The following is a 16,217-nucleotide window of genomic DNA, read 5'->3' on the forward strand; positions in this document are numbered from 1 at the left end:
AGTTTACTCCTTACCAAACTGAGCAAAGCGACGATTGAAATTCGCCACTCGTCCTTCTTTTTGAACAACTCGCTGCTTACCGGTGTAATACGGATGCGATTCAGACGACACATCTAAGGTGAAATAAGGATAGGTGTTGCCATCTTCCCACTCGATCGTCCGATCAGTTTTTAGCGTTGAACCCACAATAAAATACTTATCCACACTGGTGTCGTGGAAAACCACTTTTTGGTATGGCGGATGAATTCCGTCTTTCATCAATTTCCCCTCACTTAAATTGTTATGTTATAACATGCCAATTAATAATCATTACCAAGAAGAAAAGCAAGCTTAAATATGATATTTTTCTCAACCAACGTGAAAAAAGACGGATACGGATATGCACACCATTGCTCCGATTGGCACTATTGAAACGCCTTATAAAGAAAAATTTGCCGTTCCTCGCCAACCTCGCTTAGTGGCGAGCGCAAGCGCGAGAGTCAAGCTCATCGGTCACGCTAATTGCTTAGAGTCGGTGCGAGGCATCGAACAATTTAGCCATGTCTGGTTACTTTTTCTGTTTGACCAAAACCTCGATGCTGGTTGGAAACCGACCGTGCGCCCACCGCGCTTAGGCGGAAATGAACGGATCGGCGTATTTGCTTCACGGGCCACGTTTCGACCTAACGGCATCGGTATGTCTGCCGTTGAATTGAAAGGCGTCACTCAGCAAGGTGATCAGGTTTATTTGGAACTAGGCAGCGTAGATTTAGTCGATAACACACCGATCATTGATATCAAACCCTATATTCCCTATTCCGATTCGATAGCCACAGCCAGCGGTGGCTATGCCGAGAGCGAGCCCGACAAGATCGCAGTGACCTTTAGCCAAGCAGCGTTAACGGCACTGAATGCGCGGGCAGATCACGACATGGTTAAAGCCGTCATTGAGCAAGTGCTGGCTCAAGACCCTCGCCCAGCCTATAAGAAACACAAAATCGATCATAAAGAATATGCGGTAAATCTGTTCGATCTGAACGTAAAATTCACTATCGCAAACAACTTAGTCTCAGTAACCGCAATAGAACGCTTTTGACAAAGCCGATTGGCTGATATTATTAGCGGCTTAATTCTAGCCTCTCATTGGAGAGCGCTTTTAACTATCATGAAACGGATACCATAGAATGCGTACCAGTAAATATCTTCTTTCTACTTTGAAGGAGACTCCAAACGACGCAGAAGTCGTGAGCCATCAGCTCATGTTACGTGCAGGTATGATCCGTAAGCTGGCTTCAGGTCTTTATACCTGGCTGCCTACTGGTCTACGTGTGCTGCGTAAAGTCGAAAACATCGTTCGTCAAGAGATCGACAATGCCGGTGCAATCGAAACCTTGATGCCCGTTGTGCAACCGTTTGAACTGTGGGAAGAGACAGGCCGCTCTGAGAAAATGGGCCCTGAGCTACTTCGCTTTACTGACCGCCATACTCGTCCGTTTGTGCTTAGTCCAACAGCAGAAGAAGTGATCACCAGCTTGGTACGCAACGAAGTCAGCTCTTACAAGCAATTGCCGCTGAACCTGTACCAGATTCAAACCAAATTCCGTGATGAGAGACGTCCTCGTTTTGGTGTGATGCGTGCTCGTGAATTCTGCATGATGGATGCCTATAGCTTTGATATTGATAAAGCAGGCTTAGAGAAATCTTACCAAGCGATGCACGAAGCTTACTGTAAAGCCTTCGATCGCATGGGGCTTGATTACCGCCCAGTATTAGCCGACACCGGCGCTATCGGTGGTAACGGCTCGCATGAGTTCCATGTATTGGCTGAAAGTGGTGAAGACATTATCGCCTTCTCAACTGAATCGGATTACGCCGCCAACATCGAAAAAGCGGAAGCCATTGCGCCAGCCGTTGAGAGCGCCGCGCCAACTCAAGAGATGACGCAGGTTGATACGCCAAACGCCAAAACCATCGCTGAATTGGTTGAGCAGCATGGCCTACCGATTGAAAAAACAGTTAAAACACTGTTTGTAAAAGCATCTGATGAGATCGATGCCTCTATCGTGGCACTGATCATCCGTGGTGATCATGAACTCAATGAAATCAAAGCCGAGAAACTCGCTGAAGTTGCCGCTCCGCTAGAAATGGCTAGCGAAGAAGAGATTCGCGCGCTGATTGGTGCAGGCCCAGGCTCTCTTGGCCCTGTTGGTCTTGAATTGCCATTTATCGTTGATCACAGCGTAGCCGTCATGAGCGATTTTGGCGCAGGAGCCAACATCGATGGCAAACACTACTTTGGCATCAACTGGGGCCGTGACGTTGAGCTAGCGAAAGTGGAAGACCTCCGTAACGTCGTTGAAGGCGACCCAAGCCCATGTGGCAAAGGGACACTAATGCTCAAACGCGGTATCGAAGTGGGTCATATTTTCCAATTGGGTACCAACTACTCTGAGAAAATGAACTGTGGCGTTCTTGATTCTAATGGTAAAAACACCATTTTAGAGATGGGTTGTTACGGCATTGGTGTATCACGCGTTGTGGCATCAGCCATTGAGCAAAACAACGATAAATACGGCATCATCTGGCCTGACGCGATCGCGCCTTTCCAAGTGGCGATTGTCCCCATGAACATGCACAAATCAGAGCGCGTCCAACAAGCTGCTGAAAAGCTGTATGCGGAACTGACCGCAGCTGGTATTGAAGTGCTATTTGATGATCGTAAAGAGCGCCCGGGCGTAATGTTCTCAGATATGGAACTGATCGGTGTGCCACATACCATCATTATTGGCGATCGCAGTATGGATGAGGGCAACTTCGAATATAAACATCGCCGCAGTGGTGAGAAGTCGGCCGTCGCTATGAATGAAATAGTCTCCTTTATTAATGCTCAAATCGCCTAATAAAGTATGCTCTTGAAAAGGTTGCCTAAATGGCAACCTTTTTTATTTTGTCACCAGCCACAAAAGCTTTTTCAAGCATATTAATCTTCGATTCATCTACGGTGATCTATTCTTTAATCCATTATTAATGGAGGTGACCTATGGATCTAAAAAGTTTACTTAACCAAGCATTGAATTCAGACATCGTAAAACAAGGTTCAAGCCAACTCGGCGCTATCACACAAGATTCAAGTAAACTCAAAACCTTAGGAGCAGGTGCACTCGGTGGTGGCCTAATCGGTTTATTGATGGGCTCGAAGAAAGCAAAAAAAATAGGCACTAAAGTGATAGGGATTGGTGGAGCAGCGGCGCTCGGCGCACTAGCCTATAAAGCGTATAATGACTGGCAAGCAAAACAAACGACCACTCAACCGCAGTCTAGCTTTGACCCTAATGATGCTAGCCACAGCACGCTGATCCTAAAAGCGATGATTGCCGCCGCAAAAGCTGATGGCCATGTGGATGGACAAGAAATGGCGAAAATTGAGCAAGCCATCTCTGAAATGGGCGCAGATAACCAATTGCAGCAGCTGGTAAAAAATGAGCTGCATAAACCGCTCGATCCCGCGGCTATTGCACAGTTAGCCACAACGCCCGCACAAGCGAGTGAGCTTTATCTGGCCTCTTTACTTATCGCCGATGAACAAAATTTCATGGAAAAAGCGTATCTGAACGAGCTCGCTAAGCAACTACAGCTAGCCGACGATCTGGTCATGGCGCTAGAGCAGCAAGTGAACGCTTAAAGTTTCATCACATGCAATCAGAGCTTGCGCAAACGCAAGTTCTGATTTTGTCTTTGCCAAACGTAATGTGTATATTGAGAGCCATTATCATTAGTTAGGATTTAATCTATGCAAGTTTACGGTTGTTGTGAATTAGTGCGCGAGCTTTATGCGCAGATAGGCAGTGGTGATCAAGCTTATATTCCTCAAGCAATCTCCTGCGCCATCAAAACCTTGAATGATGTCGCAGCAGACGAATCGCTGCCAAAAGCGGTTCGAGAGCAAGCAGCCTTTGCGGCAGCTAACTTGCTGATTTCTGATTTCGAGGATAAGTGATGAATTTAGCCAATTTTGCCACAATGGATCCAATCATGCTGATGAGCATCATCAATATGAAGCTACGTGATGATTTTAATGGCGATCTTGATAAGCTGGCGGATGACTTTGATATCGATCGGGCAGCATTAGAGGCTCGCTTAGCCAGTGCAGGTTTTGAGTTTTTACCGCAAATCGGTCAATTTCGTTAAGGCATAAAAAACCCGCTAATTTAAAGCGGGTTTTCGTTCAAATAACAGTTCTTAAAGCACAGCACTCAGATTTTTTGTACTAAGCTTTTTTCTCTTTTCTTGCCAGAGCCTTACGCTCATTGCGTTTCGCTTGGTTCTCAATAAAGCCACTGAGCTCTTTTTTCGCCCAAGCTTGTGCTTGTGCTTCGCTTTCAAAACCCATTTCGCGCTTTGAAACAACACTTCTGCGAGAGGTCACTTGACGTACGATTTCCGCCGCCCAACCATTGCGCTTTTCAGTCACTTTGATGGTAAATTTTTTACTTTCTGACATTTTCGTTTTCCTAAGGGAATAATAAGGGATTACTCATCAACGTTTGTCGCGCGCCATTATATTATATGGCGGCGGATGTTGAACACCATCCCTTGGTAAGCGCGGCATTAGAGCACAAATCACAATTTTTTTCTGCATTTTTTACAAAAAATTCATCCTCAAAGTAAACAAAAAAAGCCGCTGAGTTGCAGCGGCTGGAATAACAAGACTAAGTCGTTTCTCTCACTGGCGACAAGGTGAGTTACCCTAAGTTCTTACGTGCATTTTGGAACATACGCATCCATGGGCTGTTTTCACCCCAAGAATCAGGATGCCAAGAGTTCGCTACCGTGCGGAACACGCGCTCTGGGTGCGGCATCATGATCGTCACACGGCCATCTTGAGTCGTTAAGCCTGTAATAGCATTTGGTGAACCATTTGGGTTGTTCGGATATTGCTGCGTGGCATGGCCGTTGTTATCCACAAAACGCAGCGCAACGGTGCCCGATTGTTCAATCGCCGTTAAATGTGCTGTATCACGAACTTCAACGCGCCCTTCGCCATGCGAAACCGCAATCGGCATGCGCGAGCCAACCATCTCATTAAAAAACAGTGAATCAGATTGCTGCACTTCCACTAAGCTAAAGCGCGCTTCAAAACGCTCTGATTCATTGCGCACAAAACGCGGCCATAAATCAGCGCCGGGGATTAACTCTTTCAAATTCGACAGCATTTGACAGCCGTTACACACTCCTAGCGAGAAAGTATCTTCACGTTGGAAGAAACGTTGGAACTGTTCACGAGCTTGTACATTAAACAGCACTGATTTCGCCCAGCCTTCGCCTGCGCCCAATACGTCACCATAAGAGAACCCACCACATGCGGCGAGGCCTTGGTACTCTTCAAGCACCGCTTGACCCGTTAAGATGTCGCTCATGTGTATATCGGTTGTTTCAAAGCCTGCGCGATCAAACGCTGCCGCCATTTCAACGTGTGAGTTAACCCCTTGCTCGCGCAAAATAGCCATTTTTGGCTTCACGCCTTTAGCAATATACGGTGCCGCAACATCTTGTTGCACGTCAAAGCTCAAACTGACGTTAAGACCTTTATCACTGTTATCTTGTTTTGCTGCAAACTCTTGGTCCGCGCACTGCGGGTTATCGCGCAGCGCTTGCATCTTATGCGTGGTTTCAGCCCAAATGGTGCGAAGTTCGGTGCGGTTACGCACAACAATAGGTTGTTCACCAGCGGTAATGGCTAGCTCATCAGAAGCGTCAACACGACCGATAACGTGTGAACACGCTTGTAAACCATGCGCCGTTAGCGTCGAGATCACCGTCTCTAAATCGTGGTGACGAACTTGAATGACTGCGCCCAGCTCTTCATTAAATAACGCGGCCAACGCATCATCACCTAGCGCGGCGATATCGGCTTTCACGCCACAATGACCCGCAAAGGCCATTTCAGCTAGAGTAACGAATAAACCACCGTCACCTTTATCGTGATAGGCAATAATCTGCTGATTCGCGACCAAGGTTTGGATCGCTTCATAGAAGGCTTTAAGCTGCGCCGCATTATCTACATCTGCGGGTTTATCACCCAACTGTTTGTAGACTTGTGCTAACGCCGTTGCGCCCAAGCGATTCTTACCATTACCTAAATCAATCAAAACCAGTGAGGTTTCGCCCTTATCGGTTCTTAACTGAGGGGTGATGGTGTTACGTACATCTTCAACACGAGCAAATGCCGTGATCACCAAGGATAGCGGAGAGGTCACTTCTTTTTGTTCGCCATTCTCATCCCATTTGGTCTTCATCGACATCGAATCTTTACCCACTGGGATAGTCAGGCCGAGCGCAGGACAAAGCTCTTCACCGACCGCTTTTACTGCCTCATACAAACCAGCATCTTCACCTGGGTGACCCGCTGGTGACATCCAGTTCGCCGACAACTTAATGTGTTTGATATCACCGATATGGGTAGCGGCAATATTGGTGATCGCTTCGCCCACGGCTAAACGTGCCGATGCCCCAAAATCCAGCAAGGCAACTGGCGTGCGCTCACCCATCGACATCGCTTCGCCATGGTAAGTATCATAACTTGCCGCAGTGACCGCGCAGTTTGCTACTGGCACTTGCCACGGACCAACCATTTGGTCACGAGCGACCAAACCAGTGACGGTTCGGTCACCAATGGTGATGAGGAAGGTTTTTTCTGCAACCGCAGGGAGACGCAGTATACGATCAATCGCTTCGTTCAATTCGATATCACGGCGATCAAGTGCTGGATTATTAACTTTCAGCGTCTTCACATCACGATACATTTTAGGTGTTTTGCCAAGCAATACGTCCATCGGCATATCAATTGGCGTATTGTCGAAATGTGAATCTTCCAATTTCAATTCACGCTCTTCAGTGGCAATACCCACAACAGCATAAGGCGCGCGCTCACGTTGGCAAATGGCGTCAAAGCGCGCCATGTTTTCTGGCGCTACAGCCAGTACGTAACGCTCTTGTGATTCATTACACCAAATTTCAAGCGGGCTCATTCCCGGCTCATCGTTAGGTACATCACGCAGTTGGAAAATACCGCCACGTTCACCATCATCAACAAGCTCAGGCAATGCGTTTGAGATACCACCAGCGCCCACATCATGGATAAAGGCGATCGGATTCGCCTCACCGAGTTGCCAGCAGCGATCAATCACCTCTTGGCAGCGGCGTTCCATCTCTGGGTTTTCACGCTGTACCGACGCAAAATCAAGATCTTCCGCAGATTGACCAGATGCCATAGAAGAAGCGGCGCCCCCACCAAGGCCAATGTTCATTGCCGGACCACCAAGCACAATTAAGCTCGCGCCAACTGGGATCTCTTTTTTCTGCACATGCTCGTCGCGGATATTCCCCATCCCACCAGCAATCATGATTGGTTTGTGATAACCACGCACTTCTTCACCTGCGTGAGAGTTAACTTTCTCTTCGTAAGTACGGAAGTAACCTAACAAGTTGGGACGACCAAATTCGTTGTTAAAAGCCGCGCCACCGAGCGGGCCTTCCAGCATAATATCAAGTGCCGTGACAATGCGCCCCGGTTTACCAAAATCCGTTTCCCAAGGCTGCACAAAATTAGGAATACGCAAGTTTGAAGTAGTAAAACCGACTAACCCGGCTTTAGGTTTTCCACCAATCCCCGTTGCACCTTCGTCACGAATTTCACCACCGGAACCCGTTGATGCGCCCGGCCAAGGAGCAATCGCCGTCGGGTGGTTGTGTGTTTCCACCTTCATTAAAATATGCGCTTTTTCATGGTGATAACCATATTGGCGTGTCTCTGGATCAGGGAAAAAACGCCCAACTTCTGAACCCACCATGACGGCGGCATTATCTTTATAGGCAGACAGCACGTGATCAGGAGTCACTTCATAAGTGTTTTTGATCATCTTAAACAGCGATTTATCTTGCTTAACGCCATCAATAGTCCAATCGGCATTGAAGATTTTATGGCGACAATGCTCAGAGTTTGCTTGAGCAAACATCATTAATTCGATATCGGTTGGATTACGCTCAAGCTTAGTGACGAAGCTTTCGAACAAATAATCAATTTCATCGTCAGCCAATGCAAGCCCAAGGGTAACGTTTGCTTTTTCAAGCGCTGAGCGGCCGCCATTCAGCAAGTCGACGTACGCTACGGGAGCAGGTTCAGCGACTTTAAACAGTGAAGTTGCTGATTCGAAATCGGTAAACACGACTTCCATCATTCGGTCGTACAGCAGGGAATAAAGCGTAACAAGTTGCGGTTGAGAAAGTTCGCGATCTAATTCGATGTAGTAAGCCGTGCCTCGCTCTAAGCGCTTCACCTCATTCAAACCACAGTTATGCGCAATATCCGTCGCTTTGGAAGACCAAGGCGAGATGGTTCCAGGGCGAGGAGTGACCAGTAAAAGAAGACCTTGTGGCTCATGTTCTTGAATCGTTGGGCCATAAGTGAGTAGTTTCTCTAATTTTTCAAGGGATTGAGCGTCTAAATCCGCAGAGAGATCAGCAAAATGCATGAACTCCGCGTAAATACCCGATACAGGCAGTTGCTGTTCACGACAAAGTTCAACGAGTTTGTTAACACGAAACTCAGAAAGCGCTGGGGAGCCACGCAAAATTCTCATGTGCTTAGGTCTCTTATACAGTGGGTTGAGGTGTAATTGGAATGAATTCAAAATCATTAAAATACAATAAGTTAATAAAAGAAAACTGAATACATACCAATTTCACCTCGTGATTTCGAACGCATTATAAAGGAATTCTTTTTGTGACGTAACACCAAAAGCAACCGTTTGCGTCATTTTTTTTGTCAAATTTGAAATACAGCCACATTAGCGTGGTCGCCGACACTTTTTCATCCGTTTTTGATCTGAAACTTTGCCAATATGGCCGCCTTTGATATAAAGGCAATAATTGATGTAAGAGATCGCTCATAAATGCCAAAGTATTATCTGATTCAGCTTCATCGCTCATTGTCCATTTTCCTACTCACTCTTTTTGTCGTCGGTTGCCAAATCGATTCAGATCCTAAAAGCGAGCTTGACCATATTCGTGAACGTGGCGTATTGCGAGTGGGTACGTTGAACAATCAACTCTCCTACTACATTGGCCCAGATGGCCCTGCAGGGCTGGACTACGAACTAGCGCGCGAATTTGCCAATCAGCTTGGGGTTAAACTAGAGATGAAACCCGCTTATCGGTTGTCTAGTCTCTTTCCTGCACTGAAAAATGGGGAAATCGACGTTGTTGCAGCAGGGTTAAGTCAATCGAATCAACGCTTGAATGAGTTCAGAACAGGGCCCGCTTATTACTATGTTAGCCAACAAGTCGTCTATAAGAAAGGCAACTGGCGTCCAAGAAATTTAAAACAATTACTGGAAAAACAACCGGAACTGATTGCTGGGCATGAAGGTGACAGCGTTTTTTCTATCGTGAATGAATCCCACTTTGAAAATACGCTCAGCGACATTAAACAGATCTACCCAGAGTTTCAGTACAATGTGAATAATAACGCCGACGTTAACGACCTTTTAAAACAGGTTTCGAATGGCGAACTGCTATTTACCATGGCTGATTCGGTCGAAGTCTCGCTGTCGCAGCGAATCTACCCTGACTTAGCCATCGCCTTTGAATTAACTGAAGATCAGCCCATCGCTTGGTATATGCGTCGTTCTGAAGATGAAAGCTTATACGCCTTGATGATTGAGTTTTTTGGCAACCTTAAACAATCTGGTCAATTAGCGGCCTTGGAAGAGAAATATATTGGTCACGTGGGCACGTTTGATTATGTCGATACGCGCGCCTTTATTAGAGCACTCGATGTCCGCTTACCAAAATGGGCACCTCTTTTCCAACAATATTCTGACGAGTTTGATTGGCGATTGATTGCCGCCTTAGCTTATCAAGAGTCTCACTGGAATCCGTTAGCTAAATCCCCCACAGGGGTCCGCGGTATGATGATGTTGACTCTCCCTACGGCAAGAAGTGTTGGTGTCGCCAATCGACTCGATCCGGAACAATCGATTCGTGGTGGTGTCGAATACCTGCGTCGGATGGTACAGCGTATACCAGACTCCATTCCAGAACATGAGAAAATTTGGTTTGCTCTCGCTTCCTATAACGTCGGCTATGGGCATATGATGGATGCAAGACGCTTAACCAAGCAACAAGGTGCGAACCCTGATTCATGGACTGAAGTCAAAGAACGCCTCCCTCAACTGAGACAAAAGAAATACTTCAGCCAGACTCGATATGGCTACGCGCGAGGTGACGAAGCCAAGGCCTACGTTGAAAATATTCGTCGCTATTATCAAAGTATTATTGGCCATGTTGATCAACAAAAGCAGATAGACAATAGTTCAGGTACTGATGATTTGGTTGTGATCAGTATTGAGGAGGAGGAGGCCGCGTTAGAAGCGATGGAATCGGCCGATGAGGCGCAGGATAATCAGTATCTCGACCCCGTAGCTCAATAAGCATAACAATAGCTAAATCTTCCACGTTGAACAAAAATTGCACACTTGATTTCCAAGTGTGCAGCCCATACATCAAAACGTGAAAAAGATCGTTTCCTAAGTTTCATATTATGGTAACAATCCTGCACTATAAAGGCAGATTAAGATTGTCATAAGGCACCCTAAACCATTAGGGATCATTGTCAAAACTCAGCAGTAGGAGGTTGTTTATGCTTAAACGTAAAAAGCTATCAAAACACCTTAATAAAACGGTGGCAGCGAACCGTCGTAAACGTATGTTATCCAATAATAAAAAGAAAATTATCTGGCGTAACCGTGCATTTATGCAATTAATCTCTGCTTAACCTTCAGCGGCAAACATCTACTCAAAGTGGATGTTTGCTAAAGCCCATCACTCTGTTGCTTATTCCGCTGTTTTTCCGCCTGTATCTCTGCGCGTCTTCGTCTAAAAAAAGATTGCAGTTGCTCCCGACACTCCTCTTCTAACAATCCTTTATCGACCGTCGCATAATGATAGGAGGCTTGGCTTTCAAATAAATTCAGCACCGTACCGGCCGCCCCAGCTTTGAGATCTGGAGCGCCAAAGACAATCCTTTTGACTCGGCTATGCAGCAGTGCGCCTGCGCACATTGGACAGGGCTCTAAAGTGACGTATAAGGTAGTATCAAGCAAACGATAATTTTGTAACCGTTGACCTGCTTGACGCAAAGCCTGAATTTCAGCGTGCGCTGTCGCATCATGTTGACCAATAGAGGCATTCCAACCTTCAGCAATGATTTCGCCATCTTTAACAAGCACAGCGCCCACAGGCACTTCACCTGCTTGTTCTGCAAGATTGGCAAGCGCGATGGCTCGGCGCATAAACTTTTGATCTTGAACGGTAAACTGTGTATTCATATATCCTATTTTCTCTTTCACTAGCCTTTGCCGTTAGCGGACGATAGCCGTTCTGCCAGAAAATCCACCAGCAGCCTAACTTTTGAGGACAAATGGCGATTTTGTGGGTATAAGGCCCATACACCTTCACGATCATCTCGGTACTGATGTAGCACTTCTTGCAACTCACCCGAGAGCAAATACGGCTCTACATAATAGTCGGGCAATTGTACGATTCCAATCCCTTGCAACGCGGCATTCAATAACGCCACACCGCTGTTGCATTTAATTTTTCCTTTAACACCGATTTCACGAGAGCGTTGCTGATCCTTAAATCGCCAATAGTTCATAGTGCCTTGTAAACATTGGTGATGAACCAACTCTGACAATGAATAGGGAGTGCCATATTTCACCAAATAGTCAGGGCTAGCGCAGACAAACAGTTGTCGGTTGGATAACTTTTTGCCAATAAAACTCGAATCATCTAACTGCCCTAATCGTACGGCGACATCAATTCCTTCCGCAATCAGATCCAATTTTTGGTTAGTGAGTATCAGTTCCAACTCCAATTGAGGATGTAACTGTAAAAACTCATGCAGCAAAGGCGCGACTTTCTGCTCACCATAAGTCACCGGAGCGGTCACTTTCAGTAAACCTGACGGCGTTTGCTGCATCTGCGTGACAGCAAGATCAGCCTGCGCTAAGCCTTCAACCAATTGCCGACACTGATAATAATAGAGTTGACCCGCTTCGGTCAGGGAGACTCGCCGCGTGGTACGTTGCAACAACTTTACCGCCAAGCGCTCTTCTAATAGCGCAATACGTCGGCTGACATTCGCTACTGATGTCGATAGTTTGTGCGCTGCTGCGGTAAAACTTCCAGTTTCAGCCACCGCAACAAATTCATGAATGCCTTCCCAACTCGCCATCTTAATTATTACCGATAAGTAAAAGTGATTCTTATTTTAGACCGATTATCAAATTTCAAGAAGAGAATATACTGTCACTCTCCCCAACTCACTTGAAACTTCAAGTAATGTGCAAAGGAAAATCTTATGTCATCACATCAATTCATTAAATCTCGCGCGGCGATTGCGTGGGGGCCAAATCAACCACTAAAAGTCGAGGAGGTTGACGTTATGTTGCCCCAAAAAGGCGAAGTGTTGGTGCGTATTATTGCGAGCGGCGTTTGTCATACCGATGCCTTTACGCTATCTGGTGAAGACCCTGAAGGGATTTTTCCGGTTATCCTCGGCCACGAAGGCGGCGGTATCGTTGAGCGGATTGGTGAAGGGGTAACCAGCGTCGAGGTAGGAGATCATGTCATTCCCTTGTACACCGCAGAGTGTGGTGAATGCAAATTCTGTAAATCAGGTAAAACTAACCTGTGCCAAGCAGTACGTGAAACGCAAGGAAAAGGATTAATGCCTGATGGAACTACACGTTTCTATAAAGACGGCCAACCCATTTTCCATTATATGGGTTGCTCCACCTTTTCTGAGTATACCGTGTTGCCAGAAATTTCCTTGGCTAAGGTCAATAAAGCGGCGCCATTAGAAGAGGTCTGCTTGCTCGGTTGTGGTGTCACAACGGGCATGGGCGCGGTGCTCAATACGGCCAAAGTTAAACAAGGTGATACTGTGGCCATCTTTGGCCTAGGCGGCATCGGGCTTTCCGCCATTATTGGCGCAAAAATGGCCGGTGCCAGCCGTATTATTGGCATTGATATCAATGAGAGTAAGTTTGAGCTTGCTACTCAGCTTGGTGCAACGGACTGCCTGAACCCGAAAACTCTGACTAAGCCAATCCAAGAAGTGATTATTGAGATGACTGATGGCGGTGTTGATTTTTCTTTTGAGTGCATCGGTAACGTCAATGTAATGCGCCAAGCGTTAGAATGCTGCCATAAAGGCTGGGGAGAATCGGTCATTATTGGTGTGGCTGGCGCGGGCCAAGAAATATCAACTCGCCCTTTCCAATTAGTGACGGGCCGAGTATGGCGTGGTAGTGCATTTGGCGGCGTAAAAGGCCGCTCGGAACTGCCACACATTGTCGAGCGCTATCTGGCAGGCGAATTTGGTTTGCAAGAGTTTATTACCCATACCATGGGTTTAGAGGATATAAACCAAGCCTTTGATTTAATGCATAAAGGCGAAAGTATTCGTTCTGTGATTCATTTTGACCAATAAGCCTTAATAGCCAGCCCTTTTTTCTTAAAGGGCTGGGTGGGGAAACTTGCTATGCACATTGAAAACATTAGCCAAGCCAAAGTATTTGAAGGCTGGCATAAACAGTACACGCACTCATCACAAGTACTAGGGTGCAGTATGCGTTTTGCTATTTATCTTCCACCTCAAGCGGCCTATCAATCGGTTCCGGTGTTGTATTGGTTATCCGGCTTAACATGCAGCGATGAAAACTTCATGCAAAAAGCTAGCGCATTTCAAAGCGCGGCTAAGCTCGGTATCGCGATTGTTGCCGCCGATACCAGCCCAAGAGGTGAAGATGTTCCTGACGACCCGCAAGGAGCGTATGATTTTGGCCTTGGCGCAGGATTTTACCTCAACGCAACTCAAGCGCCTTGGGATAAGCACTACCAAATGTACAGCTACATTGTGCAAGAACTTCCAGCCTTAATAGAGCAACATTTTCCCGTAAACCAACAGCGAGCGATTGCAGGACACAGTATGGGTGGCCATGGTGCATTAACCATCGGATTGAAAAAACCTCAACGCTATCGCTCGATTTCAGCCTTTAGCCCGATAAGCAACCCAATACACTGCCCTTGGGGGCAAAAAGCATTTCGCCACTACCTTGGTAATAACCTGCAAGATTGGAAACAATACGATGCGGTTGAATTGCTCACCACTCACTCATCATCCTTACCCATTTTGGTTGACCAAGGAGAGGAAGACCCGTTTTTACACGAACAGCTTAAACCTGAACGCTTACTCGCCGCTGCACAAACGAGCAATAGCCCACTCTCGTTAAGAATGCATAAAGGTTATGATCACAGTTATTTTTTCATTCAAAGTTTCATTGATGATCACTTAGCATTTCACGCACAGCATCTGCACAAATAAGATTGAAAAAGCCCGCGATACACTCGCAGGCTTTAAATTCAGACTCGATAAATAATGTTAACGCTACAAGCTGTATGTGTAAGGCGCTTGCACCCCTAGCGGAATACCAAAAGCCCAGTAAGCGAGCAGGAACAGCGTCCAACCAATCAGCATCGCAATGGAGAAAGGCATCATCATTGAAGCCAAGGTGCCAATGCCCGTCGATTTTACATAACGTTGGCAATACACCACGACTAATGGGAAGAAGACCATCAGTGGAGAGATAATGTTAGAAACCGAATCGCCCACGCGGTAAGCCGCTTGCGATAGCTCGGGAGAAATCCCTACCGCCATCAGCATAGGTACCAGAATTGGACCAATCAATGCCCATTTTGCCGAGGCCGAACCCACCAGCAAATTAACGCTAGCCGTGAGTAAAATCATCCCCACAATCGTTGCTTGGCCGGGTAAGTCCATCGTTTTTAAGCCTTCAGCGCCATACAATGCCAACATAGTACCAATATTAGACTGACCAAACGCTGATAGGAACTGAGCACAGAAGAACGACATCACTATGTATGCGCCCATCGTAGCCATGGTGCCAGACATCGCTTTTATCACGTCATTACTGTTTTTAAAGGTGCCAGCCACTCGGCCATACACAATTCCCGGAATAATAAACAAGATAAAAATCAAAGGAACGATCGACTTCATCACTGGAGCAGAAAAGGCCGTTAGCTCACCATCAGGCGAACGCAGTGCTGAGTTTTCTGGGATCAAAGCCGCTACTAGTAATGCAATACCTACCACCATTGCCCAGCCAGCAAAACGAAATGCTCTCGATTCAGTTGCGCTGAATGTTCCTAGATCAGGCGCTATTTCCGCATCTTCATCGACAGGCATATTCGCTAGACGAGGTTCAATAATTTTCTCAGTCACATACCAACCAATCGCAACGATGATCACCGAAGATAAACCCGTGAAGAAAATGTTCGCCAGCGGATTCACTATGTATTGAGGATCCAAAATTTGTGCGGCGGTTTGTGTAAAACCAGCGAGCAAAGGATCAATACCAGAAGGGATAAAGTTCGCTGAAAAGCCACCAGAAACACCAGCAAATGCGGCTGCAATACCGGCCAGTGGATGACGCCCTGCCGCATGGAAAATAATCCCACCCAGAGGAATAACCAATACATAACCAGCATCAGCAGCCGTATGCGACACTATCGCCACCAAAATCAGCATCGGTGTTAGTAGTTTCGCTGGCGTGAAATTTAGCATTTTCTTAAGGCCTGTAGTGATAAACCCTGAAGAATCAGCCACTCCCACACCGAGCATGGCAACCAGCACGATACCTAGCGGCGCAAAGCTGGTGAATGTGGTCACCATATTGGCTAGAAAACTCGCGAGCGCTTTACCTGTCAGTAAGTTATTCACTTGCAATGCTTCACCCGTTCGAGGGTTGGTCAAATCAAATGTCACATTCGATAACAGTGCCGATGAAACCCAAACAATAATCAGTGCCCAGAAGAACAAAATCGCAGGGTCAGGAATTTTATTTCCTGCACGTTCAATAAAATTTAAAAAGCGATCCATACCGCTCGGCTTCGGAAATGGTGCTTGTTTTACGACTTGGTTACTCATTCGTAACTCCATATGTGATGTTGCTGCTGTAGGCCTATATCAATTTATTTAGCCGACCTATTAATCGTCGGTTATTCTATAAAAAAGCCTCAACCAAAGCACAAGCTTCTACAGTTTTTTACAAAAATGGGGACATATTTTGCAAAAATAGCATTCCGCCACAACA

Annotated in this window: 15 protein-coding genes; 9 read left to right on the top strand and 6 right to left on the bottom strand. The window is 46.4% G+C overall.

Annotation, left to right across the window (positions count from 1 at the left end; genetic code table 11):
- Positions 1-3 precede the first annotated feature (3 nt).
- Positions 4-258, bottom strand: a complete 255-nt coding sequence (locus tag AACR75_RS04685) for a type B 50S ribosomal protein L31 (protein WP_010319081.1) — start codon at positions 256-258, stop codon at positions 4-6.
- 121 nt (positions 259-379) lie between these two features.
- On the opposite strand from AACR75_RS04685, the gene tsaA reads away from it, so the two are divergent.
- From tsaA to AACR75_RS04710, 5 genes are all read left to right on the top strand, one after another.
- Positions 380-1,075, top strand: coding sequence for a tRNA (N6-threonylcarbamoyladenosine(37)-N6)-methyltransferase TrmO (tsaA, locus tag AACR75_RS04690; RefSeq protein WP_047688902.1), 696 nt, complete (start codon positions 380-382; stop codon positions 1,073-1,075).
- 88 nt (positions 1,076-1,163) lie between these two features.
- The gene (locus AACR75_RS04695) at positions 1,164-2,879 is read left to right on the top strand and encodes a proline--tRNA ligase (protein ID WP_047688905.1); all 1,716 of its coding nucleotides are present in this window, start codon (positions 1,164-1,166) and stop codon (positions 2,877-2,879) included.
- 140 nt (positions 2,880-3,019) lie between these two features.
- Positions 3,020-3,661 (top strand): tellurite resistance TerB family protein, encoded by a 642-nt coding sequence (locus AACR75_RS04700; RefSeq protein ID WP_047688910.1) that lies wholly within the window; start codon positions 3,020-3,022, stop codon positions 3,659-3,661.
- 108 nt (positions 3,662-3,769) lie between these two features.
- On the top strand, positions 3,770-3,976 hold the full coding sequence (locus tag AACR75_RS04705; protein WP_010319078.1) for a YaeP family protein: 207 nt from the start codon (positions 3,770-3,772) through the stop codon (positions 3,974-3,976).
- Positions 3,976-4,167, top strand: a complete 192-nt coding sequence (locus tag AACR75_RS04710; RefSeq protein ID WP_026028112.1) for a DUF4250 domain-containing protein — start codon at positions 3,976-3,978, stop codon at positions 4,165-4,167. Before AACR75_RS04705 ends, AACR75_RS04710 begins: the two co-directional genes overlap by 1 nt.
- A 79-nt stretch (positions 4,168-4,246) precedes the next feature.
- Here the strand turns inward: AACR75_RS04710 and AACR75_RS04715 are convergent, their stop codons facing one another.
- On the bottom strand, positions 4,247-4,480 hold the full coding sequence (locus tag AACR75_RS04715) for a DUF3622 domain-containing protein (RefSeq protein WP_047688913.1): 234 nt from the start codon (positions 4,478-4,480) through the stop codon (positions 4,247-4,249).
- A gap of 241 nt (positions 4,481-4,721) precedes the next feature.
- Positions 4,722-8,618, bottom strand: coding sequence for a phosphoribosylformylglycinamidine synthase (gene purL / locus AACR75_RS04720; protein WP_047688916.1), 3,897 nt, complete (start codon positions 8,616-8,618; stop codon positions 4,722-4,724).
- Positions 8,619-8,930: 312 nt separating this feature from the next.
- Here purL and mltF point away from each other — a divergent pair, with 312 nt between their 5' ends.
- Together mltF and AACR75_RS04730 are read left to right on the top strand one after the other, a co-directional pair.
- Positions 8,931-10,469 (top strand): membrane-bound lytic murein transglycosylase MltF, encoded by a 1,539-nt coding sequence (gene mltF / locus AACR75_RS04725; protein WP_047688918.1) that lies wholly within the window; start codon positions 8,931-8,933, stop codon positions 10,467-10,469.
- Between the two features lie 209 nt (positions 10,470-10,678).
- Positions 10,679-10,813, top strand: a complete 135-nt coding sequence (locus AACR75_RS04730) for a hypothetical protein (protein ID WP_254917022.1) — start codon at positions 10,679-10,681, stop codon at positions 10,811-10,813.
- A 37-nt stretch (positions 10,814-10,850) separates the two neighbouring features.
- Here AACR75_RS04730 and tadA read toward each other — a convergent pair whose 3' ends face one another.
- Positions 10,851-11,366, bottom strand: coding sequence for a tRNA adenosine(34) deaminase TadA (tadA, locus tag AACR75_RS04735; protein WP_170888572.1), 516 nt, complete (start codon positions 11,364-11,366; stop codon positions 10,851-10,853).
- Positions 11,367-11,386: 20 nt separating this feature from the next.
- On the bottom strand, positions 11,387-12,274 hold the full coding sequence (locus AACR75_RS04740; protein WP_047688921.1) for a LysR family transcriptional regulator: 888 nt from the start codon (positions 12,272-12,274) through the stop codon (positions 11,387-11,389).
- Positions 12,275-12,400: 126 nt separating this feature from the next.
- On the opposite strand from AACR75_RS04740, the gene AACR75_RS04745 reads away from it, so the two are divergent.
- Together AACR75_RS04745 and fghA are read left to right on the top strand one after the other, a co-directional pair.
- Positions 12,401-13,534: an S-(hydroxymethyl)glutathione dehydrogenase/class III alcohol dehydrogenase gene (locus AACR75_RS04745; protein WP_047688923.1), complete on the top strand. Its 1,134-nt coding sequence runs from the start codon at positions 12,401-12,403 to the stop codon at positions 13,532-13,534.
- A 51-nt stretch (positions 13,535-13,585) separates the two neighbouring features.
- Positions 13,586-14,428 carry an S-formylglutathione hydrolase gene (gene fghA / locus AACR75_RS04750; protein ID WP_047688925.1) on the top strand — a complete coding sequence of 281 codons (843 nt, stop codon included), beginning with the start codon at positions 13,586-13,588 and terminating at the stop codon, positions 14,426-14,428.
- A gap of 63 nt (positions 14,429-14,491) precedes the next feature.
- Here the strand turns inward: fghA and AACR75_RS04755 are convergent, their stop codons facing one another.
- The gene (locus tag AACR75_RS04755; RefSeq protein WP_047688929.1) at positions 14,492-16,051 is read right to left on the bottom strand and encodes an AbgT family transporter; all 1,560 of its coding nucleotides are present in this window, start codon (positions 16,049-16,051) and stop codon (positions 14,492-14,494) included.
- Positions 16,052-16,217 lie beyond the last annotated feature (166 nt).

Origin of the sequence: Vibrio sp. ZOR0018, from assembly GCF_963865925.1 — a bacterium.
In the GTDB taxonomy this organism is placed as follows: domain Bacteria; phylum Pseudomonadota; class Gammaproteobacteria; order Enterobacterales; family Vibrionaceae; genus Vibrio; species Vibrio anguillarum.

Coding starts and splice junctions, on each gene's coding strand:
- AACR75_RS04730 (WP_254917022.1), top strand. CDS start 10,679: ATGCTTAAACGTAAAAAGCTATCAAAACACCTTAATAAAACGGTGGCA.
- tadA (WP_170888572.1), bottom strand. CDS start 11,366: ATGAATACACAGTTTACCGTTCAAGATCAAAAGTTTATGCGCCGAGCC.
- AACR75_RS04745 (WP_047688923.1), top strand. CDS start 12,401: ATGTCATCACATCAATTCATTAAATCTCGCGCGGCGATTGCGTGGGGG.
- AACR75_RS04685 (WP_010319081.1), bottom strand. CDS start 258: ATGAAAGACGGAATTCATCCGCCATACCAAAAAGTGGTTTTCCACGAC.
- AACR75_RS04705 (WP_010319078.1), top strand. CDS start 3,770: ATGCAAGTTTACGGTTGTTGTGAATTAGTGCGCGAGCTTTATGCGCAG.
- tsaA (WP_047688902.1), top strand. CDS start 380: ATGCACACCATTGCTCCGATTGGCACTATTGAAACGCCTTATAAAGAA.
- AACR75_RS04710 (WP_026028112.1), top strand. CDS start 3,976: ATGAATTTAGCCAATTTTGCCACAATGGATCCAATCATGCTGATGAGC.
- AACR75_RS04700 (WP_047688910.1), top strand. CDS start 3,020: ATGGATCTAAAAAGTTTACTTAACCAAGCATTGAATTCAGACATCGTA.
- AACR75_RS04695 (WP_047688905.1), top strand. CDS start 1,164: ATGCGTACCAGTAAATATCTTCTTTCTACTTTGAAGGAGACTCCAAAC.
- AACR75_RS04740 (WP_047688921.1), bottom strand. CDS start 12,274: ATGGCGAGTTGGGAAGGCATTCATGAATTTGTTGCGGTGGCTGAAACT.
- mltF (WP_047688918.1), top strand. CDS start 8,931: ATGCCAAAGTATTATCTGATTCAGCTTCATCGCTCATTGTCCATTTTC.
- purL (WP_047688916.1), bottom strand. CDS start 8,618: ATGAGAATTTTGCGTGGCTCCCCAGCGCTTTCTGAGTTTCGTGTTAAC.
- AACR75_RS04715 (WP_047688913.1), bottom strand. CDS start 4,480: ATGTCAGAAAGTAAAAAATTTACCATCAAAGTGACTGAAAAGCGCAAT.
- fghA (WP_047688925.1), top strand. CDS start 13,586: ATGCACATTGAAAACATTAGCCAAGCCAAAGTATTTGAAGGCTGGCAT.
- AACR75_RS04755 (WP_047688929.1), bottom strand. CDS start 16,051: ATGAGTAACCAAGTCGTAAAACAAGCACCATTTCCGAAGCCGAGCGGT.